18 protein-coding genes and 1 tRNA gene are annotated in these 19415 nt (G+C 67.5%); 11 read left to right on the top strand and 8 right to left on the bottom strand.

Annotated elements, in window-relative coordinates:
- From LHP98_RS10440 to LHP98_RS10405, 8 genes are all read left to right on the top strand, one after another.
- Nucleotides 1-1206, top strand: coding sequence for an aromatic ring-hydroxylating oxygenase subunit alpha (locus LHP98_RS10440; protein WP_227252475.1), 1206 nt, complete (start codon nt 1-3; stop codon nt 1204-1206).
- 68 nt (nt 1207-1274) lie between these two features.
- On the top strand, nt 1275-2378 hold the full coding sequence (locus LHP98_RS10435; protein WP_227252474.1) for a polyamine ABC transporter substrate-binding protein: 1104 nt from the start codon (nt 1275-1277) through the stop codon (nt 2376-2378).
- Between the two features lie 31 nt (nt 2379-2409).
- The gene (locus LHP98_RS10430) at nt 2410-3489 is read left to right on the top strand and encodes an ABC transporter ATP-binding protein (protein ID WP_227252473.1); all 1080 of its coding nucleotides are present in this window, start codon (nt 2410-2412) and stop codon (nt 3487-3489) included.
- Between the two features lie 4 nt (nt 3490-3493).
- Nucleotides 3494-4408 carry an ABC transporter permease gene (locus tag LHP98_RS10425; RefSeq protein WP_227252472.1) on the top strand — a complete coding sequence of 305 codons (915 nt, stop codon included), beginning with the start codon at nt 3494-3496 and terminating at the stop codon, nt 4406-4408.
- The gene (locus LHP98_RS10420) at nt 4405-5244 is read left to right on the top strand and encodes an ABC transporter permease subunit (protein WP_227252471.1); all 840 of its coding nucleotides are present in this window, start codon (nt 4405-4407) and stop codon (nt 5242-5244) included. Before LHP98_RS10425 ends, LHP98_RS10420 begins: the two co-directional genes overlap by 4 nt.
- Nucleotides 5241-6092 carry a dimethylsulfonioproprionate lyase family protein gene (locus LHP98_RS10415; RefSeq protein WP_227252470.1) on the top strand — a complete coding sequence of 284 codons (852 nt, stop codon included), beginning with the start codon at nt 5241-5243 and terminating at the stop codon, nt 6090-6092. Before LHP98_RS10420 ends, LHP98_RS10415 begins: the two co-directional genes overlap by 4 nt.
- On the top strand, nt 6085-7698 hold the full coding sequence (locus LHP98_RS10410) for an amidohydrolase (protein ID WP_227252469.1): 1614 nt from the start codon (nt 6085-6087) through the stop codon (nt 7696-7698). The genes LHP98_RS10415 and LHP98_RS10410 overlap by 8 nt, the downstream gene beginning before the upstream one ends.
- Nucleotides 7699-7701: 3 nt before the next feature.
- Entirely contained in the window at nt 7702-8508 is an 807-nt protein-coding gene (locus LHP98_RS10405) for a methyltransferase domain-containing protein (protein ID WP_227252468.1), read from the top strand.
- A gap of 203 nt (nt 8509-8711) precedes the next feature.
- On the opposite strand, the gene LHP98_RS10400 is transcribed toward LHP98_RS10405, so the two are convergent.
- A tRNA-Ala gene (locus LHP98_RS10400) sits at nt 8712-8787 on the bottom strand.
- A gap of 104 nt (nt 8788-8891) precedes the next feature.
- Complete coding sequence (locus LHP98_RS10395) at nt 8892-9224, bottom strand: TIGR02300 family protein (protein WP_227252467.1); 333 nt, start codon at nt 9222-9224, stop codon at nt 8892-8894.
- A 124-nt stretch (nt 9225-9348) separates the two neighbouring features.
- Here LHP98_RS10395 and LHP98_RS10390 point away from each other — a divergent pair, with 124 nt between their 5' ends.
- The 3 genes from LHP98_RS10390 (at nt 9349) to LHP98_RS10380 (ending at nt 11738) form a co-directional block, all read left to right on the top strand.
- On the top strand, nt 9349-10041 hold the full coding sequence (locus LHP98_RS10390; RefSeq protein WP_227252466.1) for a M48 family metallopeptidase: 693 nt from the start codon (nt 9349-9351) through the stop codon (nt 10039-10041).
- Nucleotides 10042-10073: 32 nt separating this feature from the next.
- Nucleotides 10074-10724 carry a GntR family transcriptional regulator gene (locus LHP98_RS10385; protein WP_227252465.1) on the top strand — a complete coding sequence of 217 codons (651 nt, stop codon included), beginning with the start codon at nt 10074-10076 and terminating at the stop codon, nt 10722-10724.
- 102 nt (nt 10725-10826) lie between these two features.
- On the top strand, nt 10827-11738 hold the full coding sequence (locus LHP98_RS10380) for a pirin family protein (RefSeq protein WP_227252464.1): 912 nt from the start codon (nt 10827-10829) through the stop codon (nt 11736-11738).
- 40 nt (nt 11739-11778) lie between these two features.
- On the opposite strand, the gene lpdA is transcribed toward LHP98_RS10380, so the two are convergent.
- From lpdA to LHP98_RS10350, 6 genes are all read right to left on the bottom strand, one after another.
- On the bottom strand, nt 11779-13167 hold the full coding sequence (lpdA, locus tag LHP98_RS10375; protein ID WP_227252463.1) for a dihydrolipoyl dehydrogenase: 1389 nt from the start codon (nt 13165-13167) through the stop codon (nt 11779-11781).
- 79 nt (nt 13168-13246) lie between these two features.
- The gene (locus LHP98_RS10370) at nt 13247-13642 is read right to left on the bottom strand and encodes an MAPEG family protein (RefSeq protein ID WP_227252462.1); all 396 of its coding nucleotides are present in this window, start codon (nt 13640-13642) and stop codon (nt 13247-13249) included.
- A complete protein-coding gene (locus tag LHP98_RS10365; protein ID WP_227252461.1) occupies nt 13639-14604 on the bottom strand; it encodes a glycosyltransferase family 2 protein in 966 nt (321 codons plus the stop codon). Before LHP98_RS10365 ends, LHP98_RS10370 begins: the two co-directional genes overlap by 4 nt.
- Nucleotides 14601-15008, bottom strand: a complete 408-nt coding sequence (locus LHP98_RS10360) for a hypothetical protein (RefSeq protein ID WP_227252460.1) — start codon at nt 15006-15008, stop codon at nt 14601-14603. The genes LHP98_RS10365 and LHP98_RS10360 overlap by 4 nt, the downstream gene beginning before the upstream one ends.
- An 84-nt stretch (nt 15009-15092) precedes the next feature.
- Nucleotides 15093-16349 (bottom strand): 2-oxoglutarate dehydrogenase complex dihydrolipoyllysine-residue succinyltransferase, encoded by a 1257-nt coding sequence (gene odhB / locus LHP98_RS10355; protein WP_227252459.1) that lies wholly within the window; start codon nt 16347-16349, stop codon nt 15093-15095.
- Between the two features lie 74 nt (nt 16350-16423).
- Nucleotides 16424-19393 (bottom strand): 2-oxoglutarate dehydrogenase E1 component, encoded by a 2970-nt coding sequence (locus LHP98_RS10350; RefSeq protein WP_227252458.1) that lies wholly within the window; start codon nt 19391-19393, stop codon nt 16424-16426.
- Nucleotides 19394-19415 lie beyond the last annotated feature (22 nt).

Below are 19415 nucleotides of genomic sequence, written 5' to 3'. Positions count from 1 at the left end.
ATGACGGAGATGCCGCTACAGTCCCTGCCTATCCCCAACGACTGGGACCGCTCTGGCCTGCCGCCCTGGACCTACCATTCGCCGGCGTTGTTCGACCTTGAGCGGCAGACCGTGTTTCTCAACCACTGGCAGGTGGCGGGACATGTGAACGACATCCCTGCCCCCGGCGACTGGCTGACCTTCGACCTTCTGGGCGAACGGGCCGTTGTCATGCGTGGGCAGGACGCGCAGGTGCGGGCCTTTCACAACCTCTGCCGCCACCGCGGAGCCCGGGTGGTGGACGGGGCACAGGGTCAATGCCGCGGCGCCGTGGTCTGCCCGTTCCACGGCTGGGTCTACAATCTGGACGGCAGTCTGCGCGGGGCCGCACAGCCCGACAGCTTCGGCCGGCTCGACCGGGCGGAATTCGCCCTGAAACCGATCGAGATGGAGATTTTCCACGGCTTCGTCTTCCTGCGGTTCCATTCTGGACCGCAACCCGCCGTTGCCGACCTTCTGGCCCCCTATGCCGCCGACTTTGCGGCCTATGGCGCGGCCGCGCTGCTGCCCGCCAGCACTGCCCCCTGGCAGGCCGAGCTGCCGGTGAACTGGAAAGCCGTGCGCGACGTGGACAATGAGGGCTACCATGTCCCCCTGGCCCACCCGTCGCTGCAAGAGTTGTATGGGCGGGACTATCGCGACATCTACCTTGCGGGCGGGCTGCATGTCTCGGTCGGGGTCTTCGGCGACCGGCCGGGGCGGCGCTGGTCGGTTCGGCACTATGTGAAACATGTCCCCGAGCGGCCGGACCTGCCGCCGCACCTGCGGCGAAGCTGGACCTACTATGGTCTCTTCCCCAACACGGTCTTTGCCTTCACCCCCGAGGGCGCGCAGTTCTACCACGACCTGCCGCGCGCCGCGGACAGCACGTTGTTGACCGGCCGCAGCTACCGCCGGGCCAACGAGACGCGGGTGCAGCGGCTGTCGCGCTACCTGGCCCAGCGGATCGACCGCGACACCTCGGTCGAGGACCAGAAGCTGACGGTCTGGTCGAACGAATCGATGCGCTCTTCGGCCTTCGACGGCTTCCACCTTTCGGACCACGAATGGGGACTGCGCCGCCACCATGACGGGCTGCGGGCGCTGCTGCCGGTGATGCGGCTTTCCGAACCGCCCGAAGAAAGGGAAATGGCCGCCCGGAACAAGGAAATGCTTGGCACAGGCTGACATGTCGGTAAGCTTTTGATCAAATCAACGCCCCGCAAGAGGGCGCCGAAAGCAGAGGAGGAAGACCCATGCGAATCACTCGTCGTTCCACGCTTGCGGCCCTGACCGGGGGCCTTGCCATGCCCTATGTTCGCCCGTCCTGGGCGCAGGGCGGGACGGTCAATGTCTACAACTGGTCCGACTACATCGGCGAAACCACCGTCGCCGATTTCACCGCCGAGACCGGGATCGAGGTGGTCTACGACCTTTATGCCAGTTCCGAAGAGGCGCAGGCCAAGATGCTCGCGGGTTCAACCGGCTATGACGTGGTGCTGCACGCGGGCATGTCGCTGGGCCGCTTCGTGCAGGCGGGCGTGTTCCAGAAGCTGGACCTTGCCCGGCTGACCGGCTGGGGCAACCTGGACCCCGACATCCTGAAGGTGATCGAGGGCTTTGACCCCGGCCACCAGTACGGCGTGCCGTATATGTGGGGCTCGGTGGGCATGACCTACAATCTTGCGATGGTGAAGGAACGCCTGCCCGATGCCGATCTGGAATCGCTCGACACCATCATGAACCCCGAGAACGCGGCGAAGCTGGCCGATTGCGGGCTTTCCATCCTGGACAGCCCCACCGACGCCGGGTTCATGGTGATGAAGTACCTGGGGCTGGACCCGAACACCGCGGGCGAGGCAGAGTACCGCAAGCTGGCCGAGGCGATGGCGGCGATCCGTCCCTACATCGCCACCTTCGACAATTCCAACTACCTGACCGCGCTGCCGAACCAGGAGGTCTGCGCGGTGAACAACTGGTCGGGCGACTATGGTGTCGCCAAGGCCCGCGCGGCCGAGGCGGGCATCGACATCGACCTTGCCTACTATGTGCCCAAGACTGGCGCGCCGGCCTGGTTCGACCTGTGGTGCATCCCCTCGGACGCGCCGAACCTGGAAAACGCCTATCTCTTCATCGACTACCTGCTGCGCCCCGAGGTCGCCGCCGCCTGCACCGACTTCACCGGCTATGCCAATGCCAACAAGGCCGCGACCGCCTTTGTCGACCCGGCCATCGCTTCCGATCCTGCGGTCTACCCCGATGCCACGGTGATGGCGCGGCTCTACACTCCCACGCCGCAGACCGACGAACAGGAAGAGGCGATGACCCGGGTCTGGACCGAGATCAAGACGGGCGGCTGAGGCGATGTCAGAGCCCGCGCCCGATCCTTTCTTGCGCATCGAAGGGGTCTCGAAGCTGTTCGGCAGCTTCCAGGCGGTCCGCGACGTGTCGCTGACCGTCTCGAAGGGCGAGGTCTTCGCGCTTCTCGGCGGGTCGGGCTGCGGCAAGACCACCCTCCTGCGGATGCTGGCGGGGTTCGAGGAACCCTCGGCCGGACGCATCTTCCTGGACGGTCGCGACATGGCGGGCGTGCCGCCCTGGTCGCGGCCGGTGCATATGATGTTCCAAAGCTACGCGCTGTTTCCGCACATGACGGTGGCGAAGAACATCGCCTACGGCCTGAAGCACGAGTCCATCGGCAAGGACGAGCGCGCCGCCCGTGTGCGCGAGATGCTGGATCTGGTGCAGCTTGCGCCCTTTGCGGACCGCAAGCCGCACCAGATTTCCGGCGGCCAGCGGCAGCGCGTGGCGCTGGCCCGCGCGCTGGCCCGGCAGCCCAAGCTGCTGCTGCTGGACGAACCCCTGGCCGCGCTGGACAAGAAGTTGCGCGAACACACCCAGTTCGAGCTGATGAGCATCCAGGCCCGTACCGGCGTGACCTTCATCGTCGTGACCCACGACCAGGAAGAGGCGATGACGCTGGCCGACCGGATCGCGGTGATGGACAAGGGCCAGGTTCGACAGATCGGCAGCCCGACTGAGATCTACGAATTCCCCAACAGCCGCTTTGTTGCCGGCTTCATCGGTTCGATCACGGCATTTGAAGCCCGCGCCACCGGGCGCGATGGCGGCAATCTGCTGCTGGACGTGCCCGCGCTGGGCGGCAGGGTCGCTGCGCGCGACGTTCCTGCCGTCATCGAGGGGCAGCCGCTCACGCTGGCGCTGCGCCCCGAGAAGTTGCGGATTTCGAAAGACAGGCCGGCTGGGGCGAATGCCTTTGAAGGGCTGGTGAAGGATCTGGCCTACTTCGGCAAGGACAGCCTCTACCGCATTGTGCTGCCCTCGGGCGTGCTGGTTGCGGCGCATGCGGTGAACGCCCGGCGCGGCGACGAAGGCGCGCGCGTGGCCGATTGGGACGACCGGGTCTGGCTGTCGTTCGATCCCGCCGCCGCGATCGTGCTGGCGGAGTAACGCCATGGCCGAAACCCGCCTTGGCCGCTGGTTCGACCGCAAGGGCTGGGCAGGTCTTGTCATCGGCGCGCCCTATCTCTGGCTGCTGGTGTTGTTCCTGGTCCCGTTCCTGATTGTCGTGGCTATGAGCGTAGCCACCAAGACCTCGACCGCTCCGCCGATCAGCTGGGGCGGCGAGTATCCGGTGCTCAGCTGGGAATCCTACACCCGGGTCCTGAGCGACGGCCTCTACCTGCGCGCCTTCCTGACATCGCTGGTCAACGCCGGGCTGGCCATGGTGCTGTGCTTGCTGATCGGCTACCCGATGGCGCTGGGCCTGTGCCGCGTTGCGCCAGCCTGGCGCAGCATCCTTCTGATGCTGGTGATCCTGCCGTTCTGGACCTCGTTCCTGCTGCGCGTCTATGCCTGGATGGGGCTGATGGGCCGCAACAGCTGGTTCAACGGCCTTCTGACCGATGCCTGGAACCTGCTTGTCCCGATGGACTGGGCGGTGAAGTCCATCCCGATGATGAACACGAACTTCGCCGTCGTGCTGGTGATGGTCTACACCTACCTGCCGTTCATGATCCTGCCGCTTTATGCCAGCCTTGAACGCCTTGACCCCACGCTGGACGAGGCCGCGCTGGACCTGGGCAGTCGCCCGCATCAGGTGTTCCTCGACGTCACCCTGCCGCAAAGCATTCCGGGCATCATTGCCGGCGGCATGCTGGTGTTCATCCCGGCTGCGGGGGAACTGGTGATCCCCACGCTGGTCGGCGATGCCGCCAGCCCGATGATCGGCCGGGTCATCTCGGACGAGTTCGCCTCGGCGCGTGACTGGCCGATGGCTTCGGCCGTGGCGGTGATGCTGCTGCTCTTGATGGTCGTGCCGACGATGGTCTACAGCCACTTCCAGGCCCGGGCGGAGGGCAGCAAGTGAAGCGCCGTCCGGTCTTCCTCATCTCGATGCTGGCCTTCGGCTTTGCCTTCTTCTACGTGCCGATCCTGTCGATGATCGTCTATTCCTTCAACGAAAGCCGCCTGGCCACGGTCTGGGGCGGGTTTTCGACCCGATGGTACGAGTCGCTGTTCTCGAACAAGCAGATCATGGCCGCTCTGCTGCTGTCGCTGAAGATCGCGCTGGTCTCGGCCACCATCGCCACCATCCTTGGCACCATGGCAGGTATCGCCCTGGTCCGGTTCACCAGATTTCGCGGACGCATCCTGTTTTCCGGCCTGGTCACCGCGCCGCTGATCATGCCCGAGGTGATCACCGGCATCTCCTCGCTGATGTTCTTCATCATGCTGGCGGAATGGGTCGGCTGGCCGGGGCAGCGCGGGTTCACCACCGTGACGCTGGCGCATATCACCTTTTCCATGGTCTTCGTCACCACCGTGGTGCAGGCCCGGATGCTTCAGGCCGACCGCGCCATCGAGGAGGCGGCGATGGACCTGGGCTCGCGCCCCTGGCAGGTGCTGTTCGACGTGACCCTGCCGGTGATCTTCCCCGCCATCCTGTCGGGCTGGCTGCTGGCCTTCACCATTTCGCTCGACGATGTGGTGATCACTTCGTTCACCACAGGGCCGGGGGGCACCACCCTGCCGCTGCTGATCTGGTCGAAAGTCAAGCTGGGCGTCACGCCTGACGTCAACGCGCTGGCCACGCTGATGGTGCTGGTCGTCGGAACCGGCGTGCTGGTCGCCGGCATTGTGTTGAACCGGGCCGAACGGCGGCGGGTGCAGGATGCCCGGCTGGCCTACCGGGCGAACGAGTGAGCGGGCTTCTGGGCATTCCGCTGGGCGCGCCGGGTTCGGGCCGGACGCGCTATGGACATGCAATGCGGCTGCATGCCGAGGGGCACCTGTCGGCCGCGCAGCTTGAGGCCTATCGCGTGGCATCGGCCGACGACCGCGGCCCGCCGACGCAGGTGCTGGCGGATCGTGGCCTGCCGGTTCCCGCCGATCCCGCGCCCGGGGCCGCGGCACTGATCCGGGCGCTGATGGACGAAGCCGACCGCTACCTTGCGGACCTGCCCGGCCCCGGCGTGGCCGAGATGCGCCACGGCATCGCGCAATGGCGCGACGGCCCGGTGACCGCTGCCGTCCCGGCCCGGAACGCCGTGGTCGACACCTGCCTTGCCCCCGCGCTGGCGGCCCTGGCGCCCGACCAACCGGCGCTGGCCGCCACGCTTGCCGCCGCCGTGCCGCATCTAGCCTGGATCACCTACGACAGCTATCCGCGCGACCAGATCGGCGAGGCCTTTGCCACCGGCCACGCCTTCGCCTCGCTGATCGGCGAAGAGGCTGCGATCCCGGCGCGGGACTTCGACTTCGGGGTCTTCCTGATTGCCCCCCACGTGCTGTACCGCGACCATGCCCACGCCGCCCCCGAGCTCTACGTGCCTCTCACCGGTCCGCACGGCTGGCGCTTCGGCCCCGGCCGACCACTGGTCATCAAGCCCGCCCACCGGCCGGTCTGGAACCCGCCGCACCGCCCCCATCTTACCAAGGTCGGCCGCATCCCCTTCCTGTGCCTGTTCGGCTGGACCGGCGACGTGGCGGCCCCCGCCCATGTCCTGCCCGCCCCCGACTGGCCCCAGCTTGAAGCGCTGCGCCTTGGCTGACTTGCTGATCCACAACGCCCGCATCCGCACCATGGACCCGGCGCGCCCCTTTGCCGAATGGTGCCTGATCCGTGACGGCCGCATCGCGGCGCTGGGGCAGGGCACCCCGCCCGGGGCCGCACACAAGATCGACGCCGGCGGCCGGCTGGTCCTGCCGGGGTTCCAGGACGCCCATATCCACCTGCTGTCCGGCGGGACGGACCTGGCGACTGCGGCCCAGCTTTACGACGTGACCTCCGAGTCCGGCCTGCTGGCCAGCCTTGCCGCCCATGCCCGCGCCAAGGCGCATCTGCCGCTGGTCCTGGGGGCGGGCTGGCAGCCGGGGCTGTTCGGCGACCACAACCTGACCGCAGCGCTGCTTGACCGCGTGGTGCCCGACCGCCCGGTGGTGATCTACGATTCCAGCTGCCACAACGCCTGCCTGAACGCGCGCGCACTGGCGCTGGCCGGGATCGGCGACGCCACGCCCGACCCGCCGAACGGCCACATCGTCCGTGACACCGGCGGTCGCGCGACCGGCATGCTGCACGAGGAAGCCATCCCCTGGGCAGTGGCCCGCCTGCCGCAATTGTCCGACGACACCTGGCTTGAAGGCCTGCGCGCCGGGCAGGCCCATGCCAACGCGCATGGCATTACCGGTGTTCTTGACCCGCGCATCACCGAACTGGAGGCCGGCATCTATGCCCAAGCCGCGGCGACCGGCGCGCTCAGCCTGCGGGTCGCGGGTGCGGCCCTGGTGACCGAGGCCGATACGCCACTGGCCGCCGTCGCCCGCCTGTCGGCCCTGCGGGCGGCGCATCCGGGGCCGGATTTCCATGCCCATTCGGCCAAGTTCTTCATGGACGGGGTGTTCGAGAACCGCACCGCCGCCTGCCTGACGCCCTATGCCGATGCCCCCGGCGGCAACGCCCCCTGCATGTTCGGCGCCGACCAGACCGGGGCTCTGTTCACCGCGCTTGACGCTGCCCGCTTCGCCATCCACGTCCACGTCATCGGCGATGCCGCCGCGCGCCGCGCGCTTGATGGCCTTGCGGCCGCCCGCGCGGCAAACGGTCCCTGGCCTGCCGCGCATCAGTTGACCCACCTGCAACTGACCGACCGCGCCGATCTTGGCCGTCTCGCCTCGCTGGCCACCGCCAACATCCAGCCGCTCTGGGCCCGCTTCGACCCCACGGTGCCCGACATCGCGCTGGACATGATCGGCCCCGCGCGCTGGCCCGACACCTATGCCTTCCGTCGGATGCTGGACGCCGGTGCAGACTGGTGCCTGTCGTCGGACTGGCCGGTCACCACGCTGAACCCGTTCCAGATCATCGAGACCGCCGTCACCCGCCAGCCCCGCCGGTCCGAGGGACGCCGGGCGCCCTTCCAGCCCGACCAGACCCTGACGGTCGAGGAATGCGTGCTGGGCTATACCTTGCAGGCCGCCCGGGCCTGCTGGCGCAGCGGGTTCACTGGCCTTCTGCGGCCGGGGTTTTCGGCCGACCTGATCGTGGTGAGCCAGGACATCTTCGCCTGTGCACCAGAGGCGATTTCCGAAACGCAGGTCCTTCTGACCCTGTTCAAGGGCCGCCCCGTGCATGCCGCCGCCCCGTTTGGAGACTGACCGATGAGCGAAGAGCACTATCCGCCGCACATGATCGCCATGCTTGAGGCCATATGGGGTGAGGGCTTTCTTTCCCCCGGCGGCGCCGAAGAGGTCGCCCGCGTGATCGGCACGCAGGCTCTTGCAGGACGATCCGTTCTGGACATCGGCTGCGGCGCGGGTGGCATCGACATTGCCCTGGTCCGTGCCCACGGCGCGGGCTACGTCACCGGGATCGACGTCGAGGACGCGGTGCTGAGCCATGCCCGTGCCCTGGTGGCAAAGGCCGGTCTCGGCGCGCGCATCGGCCTGGCCAAGGTCGCCCCCGGCCCGCTGCCCTTTCCGCCCTGCACCTTCGACGTGGTGTTCTCGAAGGATTCGATCATCCACATTTCCGACAAGCACGCCCTGATGGCAGAGGTCCTTCGCGTGCTGAGGCCCGGCGGCTGGTTCCTGGCCTCCGACTGGCTGATCGGCACCGAAGATGTGTCACCGCGCATGGCCGCCTACATCGCGGCCGAAGGGCTTGATTTCGGCATGGCGACGCCGGAGCGCTACCGTGACGCGATGACGGTGGCGGGCTTTGACAGCATCGACATCCAGTCGCGCAACCTCTGGTATCGAACCCGGGCGCGCGAAGAACTTGCCGGCCTGCAGGGAGACATCGGCGAACGTGCGGCGAGGACCCTGGGACGCGATTTCGTCGACCGCAACATCGACATCTGGCGCCGCATGATCCCCGTTCTCGACAGCGGCGAGCATTGCCCGACCCACCTTCGCGCGAAGAAACCGGCCGATCCGGGCCGTCCAGGTCGGGCCATGGACCACTGACGCACCAGGCACGGGCCCCGACCGACCGCATGGCCTTGAGGCGGAACCCGGTTCGGCCTCACCCATGACTCAAGTGGCGTGGCCTTGCCCTGAGCGGCACCAGCCGGACCGATTCAACACCGCCCAAGCCGACACACAACCGCTTTGCGAGCGGCGGCCTGTCTGGCGGCCTAAGCTATTTCAATGGTTTGGATGGAAGTGACTGGTGGAGCCGAGGGGAATCGAACCCCTGACCTCTTGAATGCCATTCAAGCGCTCTCCCAACTGAGCTACGGCCCCACCGGAGGTCCCGCGGAGTTCCCGCCGCGGTGCCGGGTGTCTAGGCGAAGGCGCGGAGGGCTGCAAGTGGAAAATGCAGGCCCCCGGGCCGGATCGCAGGTGCGTCAGACGTCTTCCTCGTCGCCGGGAACGTCGGCCAGTTCGTCCAGCGAAACGTTGTCGTCGGCGTCGTCTTCCAGCAGGTCGTCGTCCAGCTCGGCATCGTCCGGGACGGCGGCTTCCAGCAGATCCTCGTCCACCTCAAGCTCGTCGACCAGGGTGTCGTCCTTTTCGGGCACGACCCGGCTGATCACCGCGGCGGCCATCTTGCGGCGGACGGATTCGATGTCCACCACTTCGCCCGTGTAGGGGCTGACGACGGGGCTGCGGTTCAGGTCGTAAAAGCGCTTGCCGGTGGTCGGGCAGATGCGCTTCGTGCCCCATTCTTGCTTGGGCATGGGTTGGTCCCTTCGGTTTCGGGCAATCCGGAAAGCAGCCCCTTGCCATAGCGCGGGGCGGCTGTCAAAGGCTTTGTCACATGGCGCAGATGCGCCCTGCGCAACCGCTTTGCAAGGGAAAAGAATGCCGGTTTTGCCGGGAAATCCGCCGGTCGAGGTTCACCTGCGCCGCTCGGCCCGGGCGCGGCGGTTCTCGCTCAGGGTATCGCGGCTGGACGGCAAGGTGACGCTGACCCTGCCGCAACGCGCGCGAGAGCGCGAGGCGCTGGGGTTCCTGATGGCGCAAGAAGACTGGCTGCGCACCACCCTGGCCGGGATGCCCGAAGCCGCGGGGGCGCGGGTCGCGCTGGGGACCACGCTGCCGGTCGAAGGGGTGCCGCTGTGCTTGGAACCGGGGCCGGGCCGGTCGGTGCGGGTGGACGGTGGTCGCCTCCTGGTGCCCGGCGATCCGGCAGTGGCGGCGGTGCGGGTGGCGGCCTGGCTGAAGACCCTGGCCCGGGACCGGCTGGCGACGGCCTCCACCCGATATGCGGGCCTGGTGGGGCGCGGTTATCTGCAACTGACCCTGAGGGATACGCGGTCGCGCTGGGGTTCATGCAGTCCGGACGGGCGGCTGATGTATTCCTGGCGACTGATCCTCGCGCCGCCTTCGGTGCTGGATTACGTTGCAGCGCATGAAGTGGCGCATCTGGTCGAGATGAACCACTCACCAGCCTATTGGCAGGTCGTTTCGGACATCTGCCCAGACTGGCGGCGGGAACGGGCCTGGCTGCGGGCGCATGGCGAAGACCTGCACCGGTTGCGCTTCGGGGATTGACCCCCGGGCGGGGCTTTGCTTCCCTGTACGGCATGGCCTTGCCGACCCGCCCCCCGGCCCCGGATGCCGCTGCGCATGAGCGGCTGTATCGCACGTTGCGCCAGCAGGTGATGCATGGCGAGCTGGCGCCGGGCGTGGCGCTGACGCTGCGCGGGATCGCCCGGCAGTTCGGCGTCTCGATGACACCCGCACGCGAGGCGGCGCGGCGGCTGGTGGCCGAAGGGGCGCTGACGATGTCGTCGTCCGGCCGTCTGTCCACGCCCGAGCTCTCGCCCGAGCGGGTTGAAGAACTGGCCGCTGTGCGGGCGATGCTGGAACCCGAGATGGCCGCACGTGCGCTGCCGCGGGCACACTTCGCGCTGATCGAGCGCCTGACCGCGATCAACGCGCAGAACACCGAGGCCGCGCTGCGGCAAGACGCGGTGGCCTATGTGCGCACCAACCTTGAGTTTCACCGCGCGCTGTATCTGCGCGCCCAGACCCCGGCGATGCTGGCCCTGACCGAGACGGTCTGGCTGCAGCTTGGTCCCACCATGCGCGCGGTCTACGCAAGGCTGAACCGGCGCGAGCCGCCGACGCACCACCGGATGATCCTGGCTGCGCTGCGGGCGGGCGATGAGCCTGGCCTGCGGCTTGCGGTCCGGACCGACGTGACCCAGGGGTTGCGGCATCTGGCGGGGTGAGCCTCTGCATCCATGCACAATCAGCATGTGCATTTGCGCCTTGGTCGGGCGCCCCTTTCGCCCCATCTTGGCTGCAAGATTTGCCTTTCAAGGAGACCGGCCATGTCGATCCGCCCCGTTCTGGAAGCCCGCCGCGCCCAGCCGCATATCGAGGGTGCCGGCGTCCACCTGCACCGCGCCTTCGGCTTTCAGGACCCGACCGAAGCCGATCCCTTCCTGCTGTTCGACGATTTCCGTGGAGACCATCCGCGCGACTATTCGGCCGGGTTCCCGTGGCATCCGCACCGCGGCATCGAGACCATCACCTATGTGCTGGCCGGCACCGTGGAACATGGCGATTCGCTGGGTAACCGGGGCGTTCTGGGGCCGGGCTCGCTGCAACTGATGACCGCCGGGCGCGGCATCCTGCACCAGGAGATGCCCAAGGGTGACGGGCAGGGCCGGATGCACGGCTTCCAGCTTTGGGGAAACCTGCCCAAGGCCCTGAAGATGACCGCGCCACGCTATCAGGACATTTCTGCAGTCGAACTGCCCGAGCGGCATGAGGATGACGGCACCACGATCCGGGTGGTGATCGGCGACTGGCGCGGGGTGAAAAGCCCGGTCGACGGCATTGCCGCCGATCCGCAGTATCTGGATATCTCGGTGCCCCCCGGCCGCCGCAAGGAATTCCGCATCGACACCCGCCGCCGTGCCTTTGCCTATGTCTTTGACGGCGCTGCCCGTTTCGCCGATGCCGCCGCGCCCGAGGGCGTGCTGCTGGAAAAGGAAGTGGCAGGGCGTGAGGTCAACATCCGCGACCTGTCGGGCAACCGCACGCTGGTGCGCTTCGGCGCCGGCGATACGGTCACGGTGACCGCGGGGCCGCAGGGCGTGCGCTTTCTTCTGATCAGCGGCGCCCCGATTGAAGAGCCGGTGGCCTGGGCCGGGCCGATCGTGATGAACACAGAGGCCGAGTTGCGCCAAGCCTTCGCCGAGTTGCGCAACGGCACCTTCATTCGTCCGGCGCACTAGGGTCTTCTGCGGGCCTGAGGGGCCCGCAGAAGACTGCCCGTCAGGCGTGGATCGGGCCGTCGCCGCAGGCAAGGGCGGCTTCGCGCACGGCCTCGCTATAGGTGGGGTGGGCGTGGCAGGTCAGCGCGATATCTTGTGCGCTGGCGCCGAATTCCATCGCCACGCAGATCTCATGGATCAGGTCGCCGGCGCCAGGGCCGATGATGTGGCAGCCGAGGATACGGTCGGTTTCCTTGTCCGCCAGCATCTTGACGAAGCCGTCGCCCTGGAACACCGCCTTGGCGCGGCCGTTGGCCATGAAGTTGAACTTGCCCACCTTGTAGGCGCGGCCCTGGTCCTTGAGCTGTTCCTCGGTCAGGCCCACGGTGGCCACCTCGGGCGTGGTGTAGACCACGCCGGGGATCACGCCATAGTTCACATGGCCATACTTGCCGGCCATGATCTCGGCCAGGGCCATGCCTTCATCCTCGGCCTTGTGCGCCAGCATCGGCCCGGCGATGGCGTCGCCGATGGCATACAAGCCGCTGATATTGGTGCGATACTGCCCGTCGGTCAGGATCGTGCCGCGCGGCCCCATCTCGACCCCAAGGCCTGCAAGCCCCAGTCCGGCGGTATAGGGTTTGCGGCCCGTCGCGACCAGCACGACATCGGCTTCGATCTCGCCGGGGCTGTCGTCCTTGCGCAGCTTCCAGGCCACCTTGGCGCCCTTCTTTGTCTTCTCGACAACCTGCACGGCGGCGCCCAGGATGAACTTGAGGCCCTGCTTCTGCAGGATGCGCTGGAAGGCCTTGGCGACCTCGGCATCCATGCCGGGCGTGATGGCGTCGAGGTATTCCACCACCGTCACCTCGGCCCCCAGCCTGGCATAGACGCTGCCCATCTCCAGCCCGATCACCCCGGCGCCGATGACCACCATGCTTTTCGGGATCTTCGGCAGGGAAAGGGCGCCGGTCGAGGTCACGATCACCTCTTCGTCCAGGGTGATGCCGGGAAGGACCGATGCCTCGGACCCCGTTGCAATCACGATGTGCTTTGCCTCGTGCACCTCGTCGCCGACCTTGACCTTGCCGGGTTCGGGGATGTTGCCCCAACCTTTCAGCCAGGTCACCTTGTTCTTCTTGAACAGGAATTCGACGCCCTTGGTGTTGGTTGTCACCACATCGTCCTTGTAGCGCAGCATGCGGTCCCAATCGACCTTGGGCTTGGCCCCCATCAGGCCCATCTTCTCGAAGTTTTCCTGGGCGTCGTGCAGGGCATGCGTGGCGTGCAGCATCGCCTTCGAGGGGATGCAGCCGACGTTCAGGCAGGTGCCACCCAACGTCTCGCGCCCCTCGACCACGGCGACCTTGAGGCCCAGCTGCGCGGCGCGGATGGCGCAGACATAGCCGCCGGGGCCGGCGCCGATCACGATCACGTCGAAGTCAGCCATGGGTCGGGTCCTTTCGGGTTCGGCGCGTCGGCGCCGCGTATGGTTTACGTATGGCAGACGTATGGCTTTGCGCCAGACGTCAGATGAGAGCGGCCGCCAGCATCAGGAGGGTGGCGAAGAAGCCGACGCTCCAGATGACCGAGCGCCAGGGGCGCCAGCCAAGGGCGTAGGCCGGGATGTAGAGAACACGCGCGCCCAGGAAGGCCCAGGCGGCGGCTTGCGTCACGGCTGACGACTGGCCGCCGACGGTGACCACGACCACGGCAAGGGTGAACAGGATCAGCCCCTCGAAGTGGTTGTTCATCGCCCGCTGCAGCCGGCCGGTCAGGGTGGACAGGCCATGCTCGGGCGGCTTGTCGCGTGGGCCGGCGGTGTAGCGGGTGCCCAGTTCCAGGTTCGCGGGCACGGCGAACAGCAGGAATTGCACGGCCTGCAACAGGCCGCACAGGGCAAGGGCGGTCAGTTCGGGGGTCATGCAGCAGCTCCCTTGGTCCAGGCGCGAAGGGTGGCGGGGATCAGCAGCCGCGCCTTGCGGGCGGCAAAGTCGGCCAGGCAGTCGGTCTCGGCCTCGGCCACGCCGGGCAGGGCGCGCAGGCGGTCGATCTCGGCCCGGGTCGCCGGCCAATGCCGCAGGATCGATCGGTCCTGTGCCTCGTTGCGGTTGGCCATGCGGTGCCAGCGGCCGTTCAGGTGATACTTGTCGCTGGTCTTGCCCTGGCCATCGCCGCGGTCGTTCTTCATCAGGAAGGTATCTCGAGAGCGGACGGCATAGTGGTTCACGCAGGCCCCCGGCGCCAAGGCGCGGTCAAGCGGGCGATACCTGGCCCGCGGCGGGCCCAGCAGCACCGCGCCGTCCAGCGGTTCCCCGGCGCTGCTCACCACCCGCGGCGCGGCAATCCGCGGCCGGGTCGGCATGTGGTCCGAGCAATGGGCAAAGGCACGGAAGCGGAACAGCGACTTGAACTTGGTCGTCTCGGGGCCGGGCGCGGCCTCGCAGGCGGTGAAGGCGGGCAGCGTCTCGCCCGGCCAGTCGGTCAGGCCGCTGTCGCCGAAGGCCCGCCAGGGCAGGGCGATCACATGCGCCGCGCCAGCCAGGGCCAGCAGGTCCTGCACCCGGCCCGCGCCATGGGCGACGTTGAGGAATTCGTCGCTGTCGAGATGCGCCAGCCACTCGGCCGGGCTGTCGGACAGCCAGGCCAGCGCGCGCCGCATGCCGTGATCCTGTGGCGCCTCGCCCGGGGGTGTGGGGTTGGCCAGATGCACCACCGCGCCCGCGGCCGCTAGCCGGTCCAGCAGGGCGTCTGATCCGTCGGTGCAGTCGTTCGTCGCCACCAGCACCGGATCGAAGCCGATCACCCGGTGATAGGCCAGCCATTCGAGAAGGAAGACCCCCTCGTTGCGCATGCAGGCCAAGAGGGCGACCGGGGCGCCGGTCATGGCGCGGCTTTGGCAAGGGCCTGGGGCAGGCGGGTGAACTCCAGCCGGACCAGACGCTGCATCCAGTCGGGGTCTTCGGCGCAGAAGGCGATGACTTCGGAGAAGGGCGTGTCGGGTGGCAGCGTCAGGCTTCCCGGCAGGGCGCTGGCGGTGAAGGCCACCAGGTTGGGCGGCGAGACGCCGTTGTTCGCCAGAACGGCCAGCGTCTCGGTGACCTGCTTCTTCCAGATGTCGCGGACAGAGGCCTGGGCGCTTGGCTCCAGCGCGGTGCAGGTGAGGAAGACGCGGAATTCCGTCATCGCCCGGTCAAGGACCTGGCCGTAGGCGGCGGCGCGGTCCTGGGCGACGGCGGGAAGGCCGCAAACGATGCCGATCAGGGCGAGGGGGACGTGGGGACGGGTCATGGGGGGCCTAGGGATTGGAGACAGGTGTTCGCTGCGCGCCATCGCCCGCAGGATGGGCAAGATTGCCCATCCTACGTTGCCCGCTTACAGGTCCATCAGCAGGCGGCGGGGGTCTTCCAGCGCCTCTTTCACCCGGACGAGGAAGGTCACGGCGCCTTTGCCGTCGACGATGCGGTGGTCGTAGCTCAGCGCCAGATACATCATCGGGCGGATGACGATCTGGCCACCGACCACCACCGGGCGGTCCTGGATCTTGTGCATGCCGAGGATGCCGGATTGCGGGGGGTTGAGGATGGGCGAGGACATCAGGCTGCCGTAGACGCCGCCGTTCGAGATGGTGAAGCTGCCGCCCTGCATCTCGGCCATCGACAGCTTGCCGTCGCGGGCGCGCAGGCCCAGTTCGGCGATCTTCTTTTCGATGGCGGCAAAGCCCATCTGGTCGGCGTCGCGCACCACCGGCACCACAAGGCCGGTGGGCGTGCCGACGGCGACGCCCATGTGGACATAGTTCTTGTAGACGACGTCGGTGCCGTCGATCTCGGCGTTGACCTCGGGCACCTCTTTCAGGGCATGGCAGCAGGCCTTCACGAAGAAGGCCATGAAGCCGAGCTTGACCCCGTGCTTCTTCTCGAAGCTGTCCTTGTAGGTGTTGCGCAGCTCCATGATGCCGGACATGTCGACCTCGTTGTAGGTCGTCAGCATGGCGGCGGAGTTCTGGGCGTCTTTCAGGCGGCGCGCGATGGTCTGGCGCAGGCGGGTCATCTTGACCCGTTCCTCGCGGGCAGCGTCCTCGGCCGGGACCGGGGCGCGGGGAATGGCGGCGGGCGAGGGTGCCGGGGCAGAGGCGGCGGCGGCGGCGCCTGGGGCGCCGGCCACCGTGCGGGCGACGTCTTCCTTCATCACCCGCCCGTCACGGCCGGTGGCCTGCACCTGTTCGGGGGTCAGGCCGGCTTCGGCCATGGCCTTGCGGGCCGAGGGGCTGGCGGCGACCTCGGGGCGGGGCGTCACCTGCTCGGGGCCGGCCCCCGGAGAGCCGACCTGGGCGGCGGCTTTCGCCTGCGGATCGGCCTTGGCGGCCGGCGCGGGCGTGGGCGCGGCGGCGGCGCCGCCTTCGCTGACGATCGCCAGCCGGGCGTTGGCGGCGACCGTCGTGCCCTCGGGCGCGATGATCTCGGCCAGAACGCCGGTGACGGGCGAGGGGACCTCGACCGAAACCTTGTCGGTTTCCAACTCGCACAGCATCTCGTCCTGCTTCACGGCGTCGCCCGGCTTCTTGAACCAGGTGGACACGGTGGCCTCGGACACGGATTCCCCAAGGGCGGGTACCATCACGTCAGTCATTTCGTCTTTCTCCCGCGCCCATCGCGGCGCCATTTCGGTGCCCCCGCGCCACGACCGGGCGCGGGGTGTGAAGCTCAGATCGTCAGCGCGGCGTTGACGAGTGTCGTCTGTTCGGCCTTGTGGCGGCTGGCAAGGCCGGTGGCGGGGGCCGCTGCGGCGACACGGCCGACGTATTTCGCCCGGGTGGTCTTGCTGCGGACCTTGGTCAGCAGGGTTTCCAGTTCCGGCTCGATGAAGCTCCAGGCGCCCTGGTTCCGTGGCTCTTCCTGGCACCAGACGAAATCGGCCTTGGGGAAGCGTGACAGTTCGGCCGTAAGCGAGATCGTCGGCACCGGGTAAAGCTGTTCGACGCGGAGAAGGTAGATGTCGTCGATGCCCCGCGCATCGCGTTCGGCCAGAAGGTCGTAGTAGACCTTGCCCGAGCACAGGACGACACGGCGGATCTTGGCGTCGGGCTGCAGCTTCTGCGCGGAGTGGCCCTTCTGCGCATCGTCCCAGAGCACGCGGTGGAACGACGACGGGGCGAGAAGATCCTGCGTGTCCGAGACGCAGAGCGGATGGCGCAACAGCGACTTGGGTGTCATCAGGATCAGCGGCTTGCGGAAATCGCGGTGCAGCTGGCGGCGCAGCGCGTGGAAGTAGTTCGCCGGCGTGGTGCAGTTGGCGACGATCCAGTTTTCCTCGGCCGAAAGCTGCAGGAAGCGTTCCAGGCGGGCGGATGAGTGTTCCGGCCCCTGGCCTTCCATGCCGTGCGGCAGCAGGACCACAAGTCCCGACATCCGCAGCCATTTCGATTCCGACGCGTTGATGAACTGGTCGAACATGATCTGCGCGCCGTTGGCGAAGTCGCCGAACTGCGCTTCCCAAAGCGTCAGAGCATTGGGTTCGCTGAGCGAATAGCCGTATTCGAAGCCGAGCACGGCGTATTCCGACAGGGCAGAGTCGATCACCTCATACCGGGCCTGGCCGGCGCGGATGTGGTTCAGCGGGTAGTAGCGTTCCTCGGTCGCCTGGTCGATCCAGCCGGAATGGCGCTGGCTGAAGGTGCCTCGGGTGCAGTCCTGGCCGGCCAGGCGGACGGGAAAGCCCTCGATCTGAAGGCTGCCGAAGGCCAGCGCCTCGGCGGTGGCCCAGTCGATGCCGCGGCCGGTTGCGAACATTTCCTTCTTGGCCTCAAGCTGGCGGACCACGGTCTTGTGCAACTCGAAGCCTGCGGGCACCCGGGTCAGCGCGGATGCAACCTCCTCCAGCACTTCGGGCGGAAGATAGGTCTCGCCACGCTGGTAGGTCTCAAGGTCCTTCGGCTGCATGTTCTTCCAGCGGCCGTCCAGCCAGTCGGCCTTGTTCGGCTTGAAATTCCGCCCGGCCTCGAATTCCTCGTTCAGGCGGGCCTGAAAGGCGGCCTTCATGTCCTCGATCTCGCCTTCCGGGATCAGGCCGTCGGCGACCAGGCGTTCGGTGTACAGCTGCAGCGTGGTCTTGTGACGCTTGATCCGGTTGTACATCGCCGGGTTGGTGAACATCGGCTCGTCGCCTTCGTTGTGACCAAAGCGGCGGTAGCAGAACATGTCGATGACGACGTCCTTGTGGAACTTCTGCCGGAACTCGATCGCCACCTTGGCGGCGTGGACCACGGCCTCAGGGTCATCGCCGTTGACGTGGAAGATCGGCGCTTCGACCATCAGCGCGATGTCGGTGGGGTAGGGCGAGGTGCGCGAGAAGTGCGGCGCCGTGGTAAAGCCGATCTGGTTGTTCACCACGATGTGGATAGTGCCGCCGGTGCGGTGGCCCTTGATGCCCGAAAGCTGGAAGCACTCGGCCACCACGCCCTGGCCGGCAAAGGCCGCGTCGCCGTGCAGAAGAAGCGGCAGCACGCTGATCCGTTCGTCCGGCGGGTCGCCGTTCTGGTCCTGCTTGGCGCGCACCTTGCCCAGCACGACAGGGTTCACCGCCTCAAGGTGGCTGGGGTTTGCGGTCATCGACAGGTGAACGGTGTTGCCGTCGAAAGTGCGGTCCGACGAGGCGCCCAGGTGATACTTGACGTCGCCCGAGCCTTCCACGTCGTCCGGCTTGTAGCTGCCGCCGTGGAATTCATGGAAGATCGCCTTGTATGGCTTCTGCAGCACGGTGGCGAGGATGTTCAGCCGACCGCGGTGCGGCATGCCGATGGCGATCTCGCGCAGGCCCAATTGCCCACCGCGCTTCATGATCGCTTCCATCGCGGGAATCAGCGCCTCGCCGCCATCCAGGCCAAAACGCTTGGTGCCGGTGTATTTGACGTGGCAGAACTTCTCGAAACCCTCCGCCTCGACCAGCTTGTTCAGGATGGCGCGGCGGCCTTCGCGGGTGAAGTGGATCTCCTTGCCGTAGCCTTCGATCCGCTCCTTCAGCCAGCCGGCCTGCTCGGGGTCCGAGATGTGCATGTATTGCAGCGCAAAGGTGCCGCAGTAGGTGCGCTTCACCAGATCCATGATCTGGCGCATCGAGGCATGCGTCAGGCCCAACACGTTGTCGATGAAGATCGGCCGGTCCATGTCGGCTTCGGCAAAGCCATAGGAGGCAGGGTCCAGTTCCGGGTGCGGGGTCTGGTCGCGCATCCCCAGCGGGTCAAGGTCGGCCACCAGATGGCCGCGGATGCGGTAGGCGCGGATGATCATCAGCGCGCGGATGCTGTCGACCACGGCGCGCTGCAACTGGCTTTCGGTCAGGTTGACGCCCTGTTCGGCGGCCTTGGCGGCGATCTTCTGCGCGGCGGCCTTGCTGTCCTTGGGTGGCGGCGGGGCCGGCCATTCGCCGGTCATCGCCGCGGTCAGGTCGTCTTGCGGGCTGGGCGGCCAGTCGGTGCGCGCCCAGGACGGCCCGGCGGCGGCGCGCTTGGCGTCGATGTCGCTGTCGCCAAGCGCCCGGAAGAATTCAGCCCATTGCGCATCGACGCTGTTGGGGTCGGCCGCATAGCGGGCGTGCAGCTGGTCAACGTAGTCGGCGTTCGCGCCCTGCAGGAAGCTTGAGGCGTGGAACTGGCTGGTCGGGATCTGTTCGGTCATGGGGTTACCTCAAGCAGGGTGG

The sequence above is a fragment of the Rhodobacter sp. Har01 genome (assembly GCF_020564565.1).
Classification (GTDB): domain Bacteria; phylum Pseudomonadota; class Alphaproteobacteria; order Rhodobacterales; family Rhodobacteraceae; genus Pseudogemmobacter.
Note: the sequence above shows the minus strand (reverse complement) of the source record. Positions and strands in the feature narration are given on the sequence as shown.

Bases quoted from the DNA above. Each gene is read 5' to 3' on its own strand.
- LHP98_RS10395 (WP_227252467.1), bottom strand. From the start codon at position 9,224: ATGCCCAAGCAAGAATGGGGCACGAAGCGCATCTGCCCGACCACCGGC.
- LHP98_RS10380 (WP_227252464.1), top strand. From the start codon at position 10,827: ATGTCGATCCGCCCCGTTCTGGAAGCCCGCCGCGCCCAGCCGCATATC.
- LHP98_RS10360 (WP_227252460.1), bottom strand. From the start codon at position 15,008: ATGACCCGTCCCCACGTCCCCCTCGCCCTGATCGGCATCGTTTGCGGC.
- LHP98_RS10385 (WP_227252465.1), top strand. From the start codon at position 10,074: ATGGCCTTGCCGACCCGCCCCCCGGCCCCGGATGCCGCTGCGCATGAG.
- LHP98_RS10350 (WP_227252458.1), bottom strand. From the start codon at position 19,393: ATGACCGAACAGATCCCGACCAGCCAGTTCCACGCCTCAAGCTTCCTG.
- LHP98_RS10370 (WP_227252462.1), bottom strand. From the start codon at position 13,642: ATGACCCCCGAACTGACCGCCCTTGCCCTGTGCGGCCTGTTGCAGGCC.
- LHP98_RS10365 (WP_227252461.1), bottom strand. From the start codon at position 14,604: ATGACCGGCGCCCCGGTCGCCCTCTTGGCCTGCATGCGCAACGAGGGG.
- LHP98_RS10435 (WP_227252474.1), top strand. From the start codon at position 1,275: ATGCGAATCACTCGTCGTTCCACGCTTGCGGCCCTGACCGGGGGCCTT.
- odhB (WP_227252459.1), bottom strand. From the start codon at position 16,349: ATGACTGACGTGATGGTACCCGCCCTTGGGGAATCCGTGTCCGAGGCC.
- LHP98_RS10425 (WP_227252472.1), top strand. From the start codon at position 3,494: ATGGCCGAAACCCGCCTTGGCCGCTGGTTCGACCGCAAGGGCTGGGCA.
- lpdA (WP_227252463.1), bottom strand. From the start codon at position 13,167: ATGGCTGACTTCGACGTGATCGTGATCGGCGCCGGCCCCGGCGGCTAT.
- LHP98_RS10405 (WP_227252468.1), top strand. From the start codon at position 7,702: ATGAGCGAAGAGCACTATCCGCCGCACATGATCGCCATGCTTGAGGCC.
- LHP98_RS10390 (WP_227252466.1), top strand. From the start codon at position 9,349: ATGCCGGTTTTGCCGGGAAATCCGCCGGTCGAGGTTCACCTGCGCCGC.
- LHP98_RS10440 (WP_227252475.1), top strand. From the start codon at position 1: ATGACGGAGATGCCGCTACAGTCCCTGCCTATCCCCAACGACTGGGAC.